10 protein-coding genes are annotated in these 14716 nt (G+C 35.4%); 6 read left to right on the top strand and 4 right to left on the bottom strand.

Features of this window, described 5'->3' with window-relative positions:
- The first annotated feature begins 19 nt into the window (after nucleotides 1-19).
- Nucleotides 20-661: a response regulator transcription factor gene (locus GQ46_RS08335; RefSeq protein WP_044400454.1), complete on the top strand. Its 642-nt coding sequence runs from the start codon at nucleotides 20-22 to the stop codon at nucleotides 659-661.
- A 1028-nt stretch (nucleotides 662-1689) separates the two neighbouring features.
- On the opposite strand, the gene odhB is transcribed toward GQ46_RS08335, so the two are convergent.
- Entirely contained in the window at nucleotides 1690-2943 is a 1254-nt protein-coding gene (odhB, locus tag GQ46_RS08340; RefSeq protein WP_044400457.1) for a 2-oxoglutarate dehydrogenase complex dihydrolipoyllysine-residue succinyltransferase, read from the bottom strand.
- 127 nt (nucleotides 2944-3070) lie between these two features.
- Complete coding sequence (locus tag GQ46_RS08345; protein ID WP_044400460.1) at nucleotides 3071-5830, bottom strand: 2-oxoglutarate dehydrogenase E1 component; 2760 nt, start codon at nucleotides 5828-5830, stop codon at nucleotides 3071-3073.
- Between the two features lie 117 nt (nucleotides 5831-5947).
- On the opposite strand from GQ46_RS08345, the gene GQ46_RS08350 reads away from it, so the two are divergent.
- Nucleotides 5948-6487 (top strand): hypothetical protein, encoded by a 540-nt coding sequence (locus GQ46_RS08350; protein WP_044400463.1) that lies wholly within the window; start codon nucleotides 5948-5950, stop codon nucleotides 6485-6487.
- Nucleotides 6488-6531: 44 nt separating this feature from the next.
- Here the strand turns inward: GQ46_RS08350 and GQ46_RS08355 are convergent, their stop codons facing one another.
- Complete coding sequence (locus GQ46_RS08355; protein ID WP_044404760.1) at nucleotides 6532-6885, bottom strand: hypothetical protein; 354 nt, start codon at nucleotides 6883-6885, stop codon at nucleotides 6532-6534.
- 18 nt (nucleotides 6886-6903) lie between these two features.
- On the bottom strand, nucleotides 6904-7878 hold the full coding sequence (locus GQ46_RS08360; RefSeq protein WP_044400466.1) for a polyprenyl synthetase family protein: 975 nt from the start codon (nucleotides 7876-7878) through the stop codon (nucleotides 6904-6906).
- A 127-nt stretch (nucleotides 7879-8005) separates the two neighbouring features.
- On the opposite strand from GQ46_RS08360, the gene GQ46_RS08365 reads away from it, so the two are divergent.
- Genes GQ46_RS08365 through GQ46_RS08380 form a run of 4 tightly spaced genes read left to right on the top strand, consistent with a single transcriptional unit; the run spans nucleotide 8006 to nucleotide 14706 of the window.
- Nucleotides 8006-8611 (top strand): TetR/AcrR family transcriptional regulator, encoded by a 606-nt coding sequence (locus tag GQ46_RS08365; protein ID WP_044404763.1) that lies wholly within the window; start codon nucleotides 8006-8008, stop codon nucleotides 8609-8611.
- 5 nt (nucleotides 8612-8616) lie between these two features.
- Nucleotides 8617-9960: a TolC family protein gene (locus GQ46_RS08370; protein WP_044400469.1), complete on the top strand. Its 1344-nt coding sequence runs from the start codon at nucleotides 8617-8619 to the stop codon at nucleotides 9958-9960.
- Nucleotides 9961-9982: 22 nt separating this feature from the next.
- Complete coding sequence (locus GQ46_RS08375; protein ID WP_044400472.1) at nucleotides 9983-11161, top strand: efflux RND transporter periplasmic adaptor subunit; 1179 nt, start codon at nucleotides 9983-9985, stop codon at nucleotides 11159-11161.
- On the top strand, nucleotides 11161-14706 hold the full coding sequence (locus tag GQ46_RS08380; protein WP_044400475.1) for an efflux RND transporter permease subunit: 3546 nt from the start codon (nucleotides 11161-11163) through the stop codon (nucleotides 14704-14706). The genes GQ46_RS08375 and GQ46_RS08380 overlap by 1 nt, the downstream gene beginning before the upstream one ends.
- Nucleotides 14707-14716: the final 10 nt, after the last annotated feature.

Here is a 14716-nt window from a genome sequence, read left to right on the forward strand (position 1 = left end):
TTAATCTATTCAAACCCTCATGAAAACCAGCATCGTAATCGCAGATGATCATCCATTAATGTTAAGAGGTCTTAGTGATTTTATAGAATCTAAGGGCTATACGATTCTTGGTCGAGCAGAAGATGGTCAAGCCGCATACAATCTTATTATAAAGCATAAACCAGACATTGCTATTCTAGACATTAGAATGCCCTATCTCACTGGGCTTGATGTCGCTGAGCATTGCCAAAAGAACGATTTAGAGACTAAAATTATTTTAATCACCTTCGATAATGAAGAGCAACTTTTTGACAAAGCGAAAGCGTTTAATGTTTATGGCTATATTTTAAAAGAATTCGCTATTGAAGAAATTGAGCACTGTATTGAGCATGTAACACGTGGTGAGCCTTATTTTAGTGAAGAAATTGCTTCTTACTTAAATTCTAAAATTAAATATACCAATTCTGGCTTAACTGAATTATTAACTAAAACGGAAATGAAGGTGGCGCAGTTTTTGGCTGACAGTAAGACGAATACAGAAATTGCAGACATTTTAAACAGCTCGATTAGAACCATAGAGAAACACAGAAGTAATATTGTAAAGAAGCTAAAATTAGAAAAATCTCATAATGCCCTAGTACTCTGGGCGAACATGAATAAAGAGTTTTTAAAAAATACGTAATTCAACGTATTTTTTAAAAGTAAAATTCCTTTTATCTTTACAATGCTATTAATCAAGTATGACAGAGATTTCAAGCTCCATAGTATTAAGGGATACTATGGAGCTTCTCTTTTTTTAACTACATTCACTTCGTTATTTAAAAACAGGTAATTCTACGTGTTTCTAATACTAAAATTCACTTTACCTTTACAGTGCTATTAATTAATTAAACAGAGATTTCAAGCTCCATGGTATTAAGGGATACTACTGGAGCTTCTCTATTTTACAAACTACTTTATTCCCAAAAAAAATACGTAATTCAACGTATTTTATAATTCATCAATCTAGTCTACCTTTACAGTGCTATTAATCTATTACCAAAGAGATCAGCCTCCACATTACTGGGAGATAATGTGGAGCTTCTCTATTTTATAAACCTAACTATTCTGAAAAAAATACGTAATTCAACGTATTTTATAATTCATCAATCTAGTCTACCTTTACAGTGCTATTAATCTATTACCAAAGAGATCAGCCCCCACATTACTGGGAGATAATGTGGAGCTTCTCTATTTTATAAACCTAACTATTCTGAAAAAAATACGTAATTCAACGTATTTTATAATTCATCAATCTAGTCTACCTTTACAGTGTAATTAATCTATTACCAAAGAGATCAGCCTCCACATTACTGGGAGATAATGTGGAGCTTTTCTATTTTATAAACTCTACTCTTCTGAAAAAAAATACGTAATTCAACGTATTTCATAATTCATCCATGTAATCTACCTTTACAGTGTTATTAATTAGTTCTTAGGAAGAACCCATTATAAAATTCTGAGGAGTAACTGCCCAGCATTTTTAATTAAACCAAAAAGTATGGAAGAAACAACATTGAATAAAACGTTTGTTATTAGCATTATCGTTGTCGCGGTAATTGTAATTTCAATTAATATTATTTCTGCTTTTTTTTAAAAAAAGCTATCAAATAAAAAAAGCGCAACTTATTTATTAAGTTGCGCTAGTATTTGTACTAAAGTAGCTTATTTTTAAAGCTCTAAAGCTCTTTTTACATCATTATCCATTAACAATTCAGTTGGGTTTTCTAAGGCCTCTTTAACAGCAACCAAGAAACCAACACTTTCTTTACCATCGATTATTCTGTGATCGTAAGATAATGCAACATACATTATAGGTCTAATTTCTACGTGGCCGTCAATCGCAACAGGACGTTCTACAATATTATGCATTCCTAAAATACCACTTTGAGGCGGATTGATAATTGGTGTAGACAACATCGAACCAAAGACACCTCCATTAGAGATGGTAAATGTTCCTCCAGTCATTTCATCCACTGTTATTTGACCATCACGCGCACGTATAGCTAAACGTTTCACCTCCGCTTCTACCCCTCTGAAAGAGAGGTGTTCGGCATTTCTAATCACAGGTACCATGAGACCTTTTGGCCCAGATACAGCAATACTAACATCAACAAAATCGTAAGACAACATTTCCTTACCATCGATCATAGAATTAACTGCCGGATACATTTTTAATGCTCTAACAACCGCTAATGTGAAGAAAGACATAAAACCTAATCCAACACCATGCTTACTTTTAAATGTTTCTTTGTATTCATTTCTTAAAGCAAAAATAGGTGACATATCAACTTCATTAAACGTCGTTAACATCGCGGTAGTATTTTTAGCTTCCACCAAACGTTCTGCCACTTTACGTCGTAACATAGACATTTTACTTCTTGAAGTACCACGACTTCCACCCGTTGGAGTTCCCATAGACGGCACTGCATTTACAGCATCGTCTTTAGTAATACGTCCATCTTTTCCTGTACCAGTAACAGCTGATGACGCCATCCCTTTTTCAGCCAAAATCTTTTTGGCTGCAGGACTTGCTATACCAGATGCGTAGGTATCTTTTGCTGGATTTGGTGCTTTATCATGCTTTTGAGTATTAGCAACCGATTTTTGATCTTTAGCTAATTTTTCTTCTACATCATCATTTCCTCCTTCATCACCCCCTTCATAAGTAGATGTTTCAGGTGCTTTAGCTTCTGTGTCTATTAAGCAAACCACTTGCCCGACCGCAACAGCATCTCCTTCTTCAGCTTTAAGTGTGATAGTACCACTCGCTTCTGCTGGTAATTCTAAAGTTGCTTTGTCACTATCAACTTCTGCAATGGCCTGGTCTTTTTCTACATAATCTCCATCTTTTACTAACCATTCTGCAATTTCAACTTCTGTAATAGACTCGCCTGGTGAAGGCACTTTCATTTCTAAAATCATCGTAATATAATTTTATTCTGTTGTTATTTATTTTGGGGGCACCATTTAGAACCCTGTATTTTATAGTTTAATCGTATACAAAAAACATCAAAGACCCTTATTTAGAAATCATGTCTAAGCTATAAGCTTATCGTTGATTGTTTTTAGTTTTATCAAACACGTAATCTATAACTTCTTGATGTCGTTTTTTAGATCGCGTTGAGCTCCCTGCAGCTGGTGCGCCGTAAGGGCGTCTTGAAACTGCTCTAAAGGTTTTGGCTTCGTCTAAATGCATTAACATATGACTGTAAGCCCCCATGTTTCTAGGTTCTTCCTGAGCCCAAACGATATCTTCTGCTTTTTTATATTTTTTTATGACCTTACGTATTTCTTCGGCAGGTAATGGGAACAATTGTTCTATTCTTACTAAAGCCACATCGTCCCGTTTTAATTCCTCACGTTTCTCATCTAAATCATAATAAAACTTCCCAGTCAGAAACACTAAGGTTTTCACTTTACTTGTGGTCACTTGATCGTCGTCAATAAGCGTTTTAAAACTTCCGTTTGCAAAGTCTTCAACAGTAGAGACGCATTTTGGGTGGCGTAATAAACTCTTTGGAGTAAATACAATTAAAGGCTTTCTAAAATTAGATTTCATTTGTCGTCTTAACAAATGGAACATATTGGCTGGCGTGGTACAATCTGTAACATACATGTTATCTTTTGCACATAACTGTAAATAACGTTCCATTCTTGCTGAAGAATGCTCTGCTCCTTGGCCTTCATAACCATGAGGCAACAACATAACTAACCCGTTTTGGGTTTTCCATTTATCTTCTCCAGCAGAGATGTATTGATCCAACATAATTTGTGCACCATTACTAAAATCTCCAAATTGTGCTTCCCAAATAACTAATGTTTTTGGGCTCGCCATGGCGTAACCATAATCGAAACCAACTACACCATATTCTGAAAGTAAAGAATTATAAATGTAAAAGTCTCCTTGGTTATCACTCAAATGATTTAAAAGCAAGATTTCTTCTTCACTGTCTTCTACTTTAACCACGGCATGCCTATGTGAAAATGTGCCACGCTCTACATCTTGACCAGAAATACGCACATCATAACCTTCATCTAATAAAGTTCCATAAGCTAAATGCTCAGCCATTGACCAGTCTAATCGATTTTCATCAAACATCGTTTGGCGGTCATTGATTAAACGTTCAATTTTTCGGATGAATTTCTTGCCTTTAGGAAGGTTTGAAATTACTTTGGTAATTTCGGTTAATTTCTTTTTGGATGTTTTGGTATCAACATCTTTCATCATCTCAAATTCATCTACACGTGTAAAATCTTTCCACGCAGATTCCATAAATGCTGTGATGACCGTTTTATCTTCTTTTCTTGAATCTTCTAATTTTTCCTCTAGACTATCTTTGTACTGTTTTTCTAATTCCTTAACGTGATCCTTACCAATAACACCGTCAGCCAATAACTTTTGAGCGTATAAATCTCTAGGGTTTGCATGTTTAGCAATCGCCTTATAGAGTTTAGGCTGCGTAAAACGTGGTTCATCGCCTTCGTTATGACCATATTTTCTATAGCCTAACATATCAATGAAAACATCACGTTTAAATTGCATTCTAAAATCTAACGCAAATAACGTAGCATGTACAACTGCTTCAGCATCATCTGCATTAACATGCAGTACTGGTGATAAGGTAACTTTACCCACATCTGTACAATAGGTACTTGATCGCGCATCTAGGTAGTTTGTAGTAAAACCAACTTGGTTATTTACCACAATGTGAATTGTACCGTTGGTTTTATAACCATCAAGCTGAGCCATTTGCACCAGTTCATAAACGATGCCTTGACCTGCAATAGCTGCATCACCGTGAACTATAATTGGCAATACTTTACTAAAATTATCACTATACTCTTTATCCTGTTTAGCTCTTACAATACCTTCTACAACGGCCCCAACAGTTTCTAAGTGTGAAGGGTTAGGCGCTATACTTAATTTAATTGCTTTTCCAGAGGCTGTTTTACGTTTGCTAGTCCACCCTAGGTGGTACTTTACATCTCCATCAAAAACCTCTTCTTCATAATCTTTACCGTCAAATTCACTAAAAATATCCTTCGCAGATTTTCCGAAGATATTAGTTAACGTACTCAAACGACCTCTGTGTGCCATTCCCATCACAAATTCCTGCACACCGTATTCTGCTGCTTTTTCAATCATCGCATCTAAAGCAGGAATTAATGCCTCACCGCCTTCAAGAGAAAAACGTTTCTGACCCACATACTTTGTGTGTAGAAAACTCTCAAAAGAAACGGCTTCATTTAGTTTTTTAAGAATGTGTTTTTTCTGTTCTGAAGAAAAATTCGGCTGATTATCGTTGATATTCAGTTTATCTTGAATCCATTGTATTTCTTCAGGTTTACGAATATACATGTACTCAACCCCAATAGATTTACAATAAATACTTTCTAAATGAGTAACTATTTCTTTAAGCGTTTGCTTACCAATACCTATAATTTCACCAGCATTAAAGGTGGTCCCTAAATCTTGCTCCGTTAAACCGAAGTTTTCAATCGCTAGGGTTGGTGCGTATTTACGACGGTCACGAACAGGATTCGTTTGCGTAAATAAGTGCCCACGATTTCTATAGCCATCTATTAGTTTTACCACCTGAAACTCTTTCTGTACTTGACCTGGAATTTGAGTAGAAGTATTTTCTACTACTACTTCTCCATTCTCTCCATAAGATTCGCTTCCAAAATCGTAACCTTGAAAAAAGGCTCTCCAACTTGGTTCTATAGAATCCGGGTTTATCTGGTATTGTTCGTATAAATCAGCAAAGTATGCTGTATGTGCTGCGTTTAAAAAGGAATATTTATCCATTATTTTCTTTAAGACGTGTTCGCTTCAACAAAATTTTACCAAAAATACAACTTTCTCTAAAATTAGAGATGCTTTTAGTATATTTATAACACTCTAAACTTTACTTAATTTAAGATTATGAAAGATAGCCTGCCCAAAAGCTTAAAATATATTCTTTTCTCAGTATTTTCATTTATTTTTATCACTCTTGCATTTTCACAAGATAATTTACCTGAAGAAAAAAGTGCTTTTTGGCAACATGTTAGATTTGGTGGTGGCATTGGGCTAACTATCGGAAACGCTGTTTTTAGCGGAACCCTCGCACCGAGTGCTATTTACGATTTTAATAACCAATTTTCATTAGGTGTTGGACTAAATAGCACCTATTACAGTCAAAAAAATGTTTTTAAATCAACAATATTAGGTGGCAGTGTTATTAGCTTATTCAACCCCATTCAGGAGATTCAGTTATCTGGTGAATTTGAACAAAACCACGTCAGTCAAAACTTTAATAATATAGCTTTTCAAGATAATGAGTACTGGGTTCCCGCTTTATTTATTGGCGCTGGTTACAGGACGCAACACGTAACTATTGGTCTGCGTTATGATGTGCTATATAATGAAAATAAAAGTATTTACGCTAACCCTTGGGGCCCATTTGTTAGGTTCTATTTTTAAATTTTACGCTAGCTTCCGCGCTAAGAAAAGCGAACTAAAGCTCATTATTGTGAATACTTATTTCTAAACCAAACTTTTTGCCATTCTCTTTTTAAGATCAAAAAGGATACCTGGCCAGCCAGCTCAACCATATCATCTCCATTTAATGCTTTAATTGCAGGTTCTGAAACATCGATAATATAGAGTAAATTAAGATATTCTGTAAACTTATTTTGAATGAGCTTATATACCGTATCATGTAATAGCGATTTTAAATGTGATGGTAGAATAGCGACATCAAAATCTAAATCAATATTAGCATATAAAAAATCTTTATTTAACTGAAGAACTAAAGCCTTGTATAACTCTAAAGCGGTTGCTTCTTCTATTAAATCTTCAAAAGTTGTTGGTAATTTCATTGTTTTCATTTGCACAATTTAGACCTTACGCGTCATTAATGTGTTACCAAATTGTTGTAAAAGTGTTTTCTTTTCATCAGAAATACTCAAGGCATTCAAAACGGAAAAGGCTTTACTGGTGTAGTTTGCAATTTCTTTTTTTGTGGTTTCGGCTGAACCACTTGAGATAAAAAACGCTTTTACCGTATTAATCTTCTCTTCGTTATCATCTAAGTTTACGCTATATAATTGTTGTAATTGTATGCTTTCTGAAGCACTTAAAAACGCATTTGCTTTCAAATACAAATACGTCTTTTTATTTTCAATAATATCACCACCAACTTGTTTCCCAAAAGTTTCTGGATCACCAAAAGCATCTAAATAATCATCTTGTAGCTGAAAAGCAATTCCTAATAACCTTCCAAATTCGTAAATACTATTTTGATCTTTTTCTGAGGCCTTAGCGATTATAGCCCCCATTTTCATTGCCGCTCCAACTAACACCGCTGTTTTATATTCAATCATTTTTAAATATTCAGGAATGGTAACATCATCACGTATTTCAAAATCCACGTCGTATTGCTGGCCTTCGCAAACCTCCAAGGCTGTTTTACTAAATAATTTTGCTAAAGCCTGAAACGTTTCTGGGTCATAATTTTCAAATAACCGATACGCCATAATAAGCATGGCATCACCAGATAAAATACCCGTATTCAAGTCCCACTTTTCATGAACCGTTGGCTTCCCACGTCGTATTGGCGCATCATCCATAATATCATCATGAATCAACGAAAAGTTATGAAACACCTCAATACTCAAAGCCGCATCTAAAGCCTTTTTATAATCACAATTAAATATTTCAGCAGACATTAACGTGAGCACTGGCCGCAAACGCTTACCTCCTAATTTAAGGATATAGTTTATAGGTTCGTATAGGTTTTTAGGCTCTCTTTCTTTAGAAAAAGCCTCTAAATAGGTTATAAATTCCTTTTGGTAGGTCGTAGTTGTCTGCATCCGGCAAAAATAATGTAAAATCCTAAATTAACAGAAGCCAAAACCCTCCTAATGTTTAGAAATTATTAAAACTTAGGAAACTTTTAATGTTTTTAAAGTTTCCTGACGTATATTTGCAGCCATTATGATAAAAGAACAAATTATAAATAAGGCAAGTGAACTCTTTTTAAATCTAGGATTTAAGAGTGTAACCATGGATGATATTGCCAATGAAATAGGCATGAGCAAAAAGACTATTTATGTTCATTTTGCGAATAAAACGAAGTTAGTTGAAGCTGTCGCTTTCCACCTTTTTGATGTCATCTGCAATGGTATTGATGGTATTTGCGACGCCTCGCCTAATCCAATTGAAGAATTGTATGAGATTAAGATGTATGTGATGCATCATTTAAAAAATGAAAAAACATCTCCTCAATTTCAGCTAAAAAAATACTATCCCGAAATTCATGAAATATTAAAATTCAAACAATTTGAAAAGATGCACGACTCTGTCCATGAGAGTCTTGCAAAAGGCGTAGAAACAGGTGTATTTCGCCACAATATAGACATAGATTTTATATCAAGAATGTATTTTACTGGGATGACCGGTATTAAAGACAGTATGTTTTTTCCTCCTGAAACCTATACTATGGACTATTTAATGGAAAGCTATTTAGAATACCATTTGCGCGCCATAGTTACTGAAAAAGGATTCAATATATTAAATAATTTTATTACAAAAACCCACCAATAAATCAGATGAAACACCTTCATATACTATTATTCTTCTTTGCTTTTTCTATCGGATTTTCTCAAGAAGAAAAAACGAGCTTCACCTTACAGGAAGCTATTGATTACGCCTTAGAAAATAACCGTACCGCACAAAACGCCGCTTTAGATATTGAAGCCGCAAAAAAGCAAAAATGGGAAACTACGGCTACCGGATTACCGCAAATAAGCGCCAGTATTGACTACCAAAATTTCTTAAAACAACAGGTTCAAGTAATACCAGCAGAATTTTTTGGTGGAAATCCCGGAGAATTCGCAGAGGTCACTTTTGGTACCAAGCAAAGTGCTACCGCTTTTGCCACGCTAAACCAGAAACTATTTGACGGTTCTTATTTAGTAGCGCTACAGTCTGCCAAAGTGTTTCTACAAATCTCTAAAAACGCCAAAACAAAAACTGACCTTGAAGTTAGAAAAGCCGTGATTAATGCCTACGGCAATGTACTATTAACCCAAGAAAGCGCGCAGATTTTAGAACGTAATATTAGTGTGTTAGAAAAAAACCTTTTTGAAACTACAAAAATTTATGAAAATGGTTTAGGTGAAGAAGAAAGTGTAGAGCAATTAAAAATCACATTATCTGGTATAGAAAGCAATTTAAATAATACTAATAGATTAAAAACTTTAGCGTATCAGATGCTTAATATTGTGTTAGGTATGGCTATCGATAAGCCTTTAATTTTGACGGATGACTTAGAAGCATTAACGGCTCAAAACATGTCCTTAAGTCTTTTAGAAATGGATGCCAATCCTAAAAGCACTATTGACTACCAAATCGCTGAAAATGATACTGAAGCAAAATCATTAATGGTAAAGCTCGAAAAAAGTAAAGCATTACCAAAGTTGAATGCTTTTTTGAATGGAGGCTATTCTGCATTTAGTGATGAGTTTACCTTTGTAAGTAGTGATCAAAACTGGTTTGGTTCTTCCTTATTTGGGGTTAATTTGAGTATTCCAATATTTAGTTCAGGTATGAGGAGCGCAGCAACACAGCGTGCACAAATTAATCTTGACAAATCAACCACCGATTTGATTGAGACCGAGCAAAAAATCAAACTGCAAATTGCCACAGCCAAAAGCGATTACCAGTTTGCCATCGAAGACTATGATAATAAAAGAGACAACTTAGCATTGGCAGAACGCATAGAACAAAAGAACCAAACGAAATTTTTTGAAGGTATTGCTTCAAGTTTTGAGCTTAGACAAGCGCAAACGCAATTATACCAAGCTCAAAATGAACTGCTGCAGGCCATGCTTGACGTTATAACCAAAAAAGCAGCATTAGAAACCGTTTTAAATGAAATGCCACAAAATTAATCAATCTTAAAAATCCATTATAATGAAAAACATATATGCCATATTATTTCTTACCCTGTTATTAACGGCTTGCGGTGGAGGTAATTCAAATAAAACGATCGATATTTCATCAAGCACAGATGTTAACGCTATAAAATCGGAGCGTGACAAACTCATTGCTCAACAACAGGAAATAAGTGTCAAGTTAAAAACAATCGATATGAAAATCGATGCGTTAACGCCTGAAAAAAAATTACCCTTAATTACGACCTTCACTGCAAAATCAGAAAAATTCGAACATTTTTTAGAACTTCAAGGTAATGTAGCTACAAAACAGAATTTGGTCATTACGCCAGAAATGAGCGGTATTTTAAAAAGTGTTATTGTTAAAGAAGGACAACGTGTTTCAAAAGGCCAACTATTAGCACGCATTGACGATGGTGGCATGAGCCAGCAAATCGCACAATTTCAAATTCAAGCCGATTTAGCAAAAACAACTTTTGAGCGTCAAAAACGTCTTTGGGATCAGAAAATTGGTAGTGAAATTCAATACTTACAAGCCAAATCGGCTTATGAGGGTCAGGTAGAAGCCGTAAAACAATTAAAAAGCCAGTTAGCAAAAACAGCTGTTCGCGCACCATTTTCTGGTGTTATTGATGACATTATTACGGAACAAGGTAGTGTCGTGGCTGCTGGACAGACACCTTTAATGCGCGTTGTTAATTTAAACGACATGTATATTTCTGTAGATGTGCCAGAGCGTTACGTTTCAGACGTTACAAAGAATAAAGCTGTTGAAGTTAATTTTCCTGTTTTAGGCGAAACATTAAATTCAAAAGTCCGCCAAACCGGAAATTTTATAAATCCCGCGAATCGGACGTTTAATATTGAAATTGCAGTACCAAATAAAAAAGGAACGATTAAACCCAACTTAACCGCTAAGCTAAAGATTAACGATTATACTAACGAAAAGGCATTACTAGTCCCACAAAACATCATTTCTGAAAACGCTGAAGGGGAACAATACATCTATGTGTTAAAAGAGAAAGATGGTGATACAGCGATTGCGGAAAAAGTGATTATCGAAACCGGAAAAACACAAGGGGATGTTATTGAAGTCTTAAAAGGTATTGAAGACAATGCCGAAATTATTAAAGAAGGCGCAAGAAGTGTAAAGGATGGTCAGAAAGTTCAAATTATTAATCAAAATACTGAGGCATAATGAAAAAGAAAAAAAATGTAGATAAGGAGTTTATCCTATCGTCATGGGCCATAAAGAATAAAACGACCATGTACATGGCAATGGCCCTTATTCTATTCTTAGGCATTTCAGCCTATTTTAGTATGCCGCGTGAAAGTTTTCCAGAAATTAAGGAAACTAAGATTTATGTTAGTTCTTTATTTCCAGGAAACACTGCTGAAGATATAGAAAAACTCATTACAGACCCTTTAGAAGACAAGCTAAAAACAGTAAGTAATGTTGTAGAAATCACCTCAACATCACAAGAAGATTATTCCATGGTGATTGTAGAATTTGACGAAAACATCTCTGTAGAACAAGCGAAACAAAAAGTAAAAGACGAAATAGATTCTGAAACTTCTGGTGAAGACTGGCCTACTTTTAATGGCGCCAAAGTAGAACCTAATGTTTTTGAATTGAGTATGAGTGAAGAAATACCCATTCTTAACATTAATATTTCTGGTGATTATCCTGTAGCAAAACTCAAAGAATTTGGTGAATATCTTCAGGATGAAATTGAAGATCTGGATGAAATTAAAAAAGTTGATATTCGGGGAGCACAGGAAAAAGAGGTTGAAATTGCAGTAGACACCTACAAAATGATGGCTTCAAAAGTTAGTTTTGACGACATTATTGGGGCAGTAGGAAATGGAAACATGACCATGTCTGCAGGTAATTTAAAGACCAGCGGCCAACGACGCACCATTAGAATTATTGGTGAAATTGAAAATCCATCTGATTTAAATGACTTCGTTGTAAAAGTTGAAAACAACAATCCCATTTATTTAAAAGATGTGGCTACTGTTACTTTTAAAGAAAAAGACAGGACCACTTTCGCTCGAGAATTTGGAGATCGTGTGGTCATGTTGGATGTTAAAAAACGTGCCGGCAAAAACATGGTTGCAGCCGCAGAACAAATAGAAGTAATTGTAGCTCAAGCTAAAACCGATGTTTTTCCATCAAACTTAAGCGTAACTATCGCTAATGATCAGTCCTCTAAAACTATTGGCCAGGTTGACGATTTAGTAAATAATATCATTTTTGGAATCATCTTAGTGGTGACGGTTTTAATGTTCTTTTTAGGCTTTAAAAACGCCTTATTTGTTGGTTTTGCGATTCCAATGTCTATGTTTATGTCTTTAATGATATTAAATTACTTAGGCTATACGATGAACACCATGATTCTATTCGGGTTGATCATGGGGCTCGGTATGCTTGTAGATAATGGTATTGTCGTGGTCGAGAACGTGTACCGTTTAATGGAAGACGAAGGGATGTCTCGCATTGAAGCTGCTAAAAAGGGAATTGGAGAAATTGCTTTTCCTATTATCATCTCGACAGCAACCACCGTAGCGGCCTTTATTCCCTTGGGGTTATGGCCAGGGGTGATGGGTGAATTCATGGTGTATTTCCCAATCACATTATCTGTTGTTTTAGGCTCTTCTTTAATCGTGGCTATATTCTTTAATTCGGTATTGGTCTCTCAGTTTATGACCATTGAAGATAAAGAAATGCCAATTAATAAAATAATTAGAATTTCTGCTATAATAGGAGGAATAGGCTTAATCATTTTACTGTTTGGAGGAACCTATAGAGCTTTAGGATCAGTCATGCTCTTTACAGCTATTATGCTTTGGGTATACCGCTTGGTTTTAAGAGGTATGGCCAATCGTTTTCAAAATAAAACTTTGGTCAAACTTGAAAACTGGTATGAAAAACAAATTTCTGCTGCATTAAAAGGGAAACGACCGGTTATTATCACGATTTTAACTTTTGTTTTGCTTATTGGTGCTTTTATGGCGTTTGGAGGTTCTGTAGCCACTAACCGTACAAAAATTGAATTCTTCCCAGAGAACAAGCCAAACCAAATTATTGTTTACATCGAATACCCTCAAGGAACAGATATTGATAGAACGAATTCCATCACAAAAGAGATAGAAGAGAAGGTGTACAAGATGATAAATGCTCCTGAATACATTCAAGATGGTAAAAACTTACTAGTAGAAAGTGCGGTTTCTCAAGTGGGTGAAGGCGCTGGAAACCCGCAAACAGATGGTGGTTCTGCTGCCGAAATGCCGCATAAAGGAAAAATTACGGTTTCCATGCGCGAGTATAAATATCGGGATGGGGCAGACAGTCAAGAATTACTTAAAAAAATACAAGAATCTCTAGTAGGTATTTATCCTGGTGTTTTAATATCAGTAGAAAAAGATGCCAATGGTCCTCCTGCCGGTGCTCCAATTAATATTGAATTGGAAGGTGATGATTATAATACCCTCATCAATACAGCAGAGCTGATGCGTGAATTCATTAACTCTAAAAACATTGAGGCCATCGACGAATTAAAAATTGATGTCAATAAAGACAAACCTGCTATGCAGGTGGTTGTCGATCGTGAAAAGGCTGGCGAATTGGGCGTCAGTTCAGGACAGGTAGGACAACAATTACGTAATTCTATTTTTGGTGCTAAAGCGGGGATTTACAAAGAAGATGGTGAAGATTATGATATCTACGTCCGTTTTAACGAAACAAATCGTTACAATACAAGTGCGATATTTAACCAGAAAATAATTTTTAGGGACATGGCGTCTGGTCAAATTAAAGAGATTCCAATCTCTACAGTAGCTAAGCAAAAAAACAGTTCTGGCTTTAGTGCGATTAAACATCGGGATACTAAACGTGTGGTCACCGTATATTCTGCACTAGCACCGGGCTTTACTGATGCTGCAGCTGCAGTTGGACAGATTCGAGAAGAAATGAAAAACTTCAATAATCTTCCTGAGGATATAAATATCGATTATACCGGTCAAATTGAAGAGCAAAATAAGCAAATGTCCTTTTTAATGGGCGCCTTTTTCACAGGTTTGGGCTTAATTTTCTTAATCTTAATTTTCCAATTTAATTCGGTTTCAAAACCAGCCATCATTATGATAGCCATCTTCCTAAGTTTAATAGGCGTGTTTGGCGGTATTGTTATTTCGGGGTCGCCTTTTGTTATTATGATGACCATGATGGGTATTATCTCTCTCGCTGGAATCGTAGTAAACAACGGTGTTGTTCTGCTTGACTACACCCAATTATTAATTGATAGAAAAAAGAACGCCTTAGACTTAGAGGACCATAAGTATTTGAACAAGCAAGATTTATTAGATGCTATTATTCTTGCAGGGAAAGCGCGTTTGCGTCCGGTGTTACTAACAGCCATTACGACCATTTTAGGTTTAATCCCCTTAGCTATAGGATTAAATATTGATTTCTTTTCTTTGTTTAGCTCTTTCGATCCTAAAATATATTTTGGTGGTGATAATGTAATTTTCTGGGGGCCACTAGCCTGGACTGTAATCTATGGTCTGATCGTGGCAACGTTTTTAACATTAATTGTTGTACCCATATTATTCTATTTATCAATGCGTTTCAAAATGTGGTTTAGGAGAAAAACGACTTCCGAAGAAATAAATGAGATAGTCGAATATCAAGAACAAACCGAAGCACTAGAAAACAGCACCAGTTTAGCCTTAGATAAATAGTCTAAAATGA

The sequence above is a fragment of the Lacinutrix sp. Hel_I_90 genome (assembly GCF_000934685.1).
Lineage (GTDB): Bacteria > Bacteroidota > Bacteroidia > Flavobacteriales > Flavobacteriaceae > Lacinutrix.

Excerpts from the sequence above, each read along its gene's own strand:
- GQ46_RS08360 (WP_044400466.1), bottom strand. The coding sequence starts at position 7,878 with ATGCAGACAACTACGACCTACCAAAAGGAATTTATAACCTATTTAGAG.
- GQ46_RS08375 (WP_044400472.1), top strand. The coding sequence starts at position 9,983 with ATGAAAAACATATATGCCATATTATTTCTTACCCTGTTATTAACGGCT.
- GQ46_RS08345 (WP_044400460.1), bottom strand. The coding sequence starts at position 5,830 with ATGGATAAATATTCCTTTTTAAACGCAGCACATACAGCATACTTTGCT.
- GQ46_RS08380 (WP_044400475.1), top strand. The coding sequence starts at position 11,161 with ATGAAAAAGAAAAAAAATGTAGATAAGGAGTTTATCCTATCGTCATGG.
- GQ46_RS08350 (WP_044400463.1), top strand. The coding sequence starts at position 5,948 with ATGAAAGATAGCCTGCCCAAAAGCTTAAAATATATTCTTTTCTCAGTA.
- GQ46_RS08370 (WP_044400469.1), top strand. The coding sequence starts at position 8,617 with ATGAAACACCTTCATATACTATTATTCTTCTTTGCTTTTTCTATCGGA.
- GQ46_RS08355 (WP_044404760.1), bottom strand. The coding sequence starts at position 6,885 with ATGAAATTACCAACAACTTTTGAAGATTTAATAGAAGAAGCAACCGCT.
- odhB (WP_044400457.1), bottom strand. The coding sequence starts at position 2,943 with ATGATTTTAGAAATGAAAGTGCCTTCACCAGGCGAGTCTATTACAGAA.
- GQ46_RS08335 (WP_044400454.1), top strand. The coding sequence starts at position 20 with ATGAAAACCAGCATCGTAATCGCAGATGATCATCCATTAATGTTAAGA.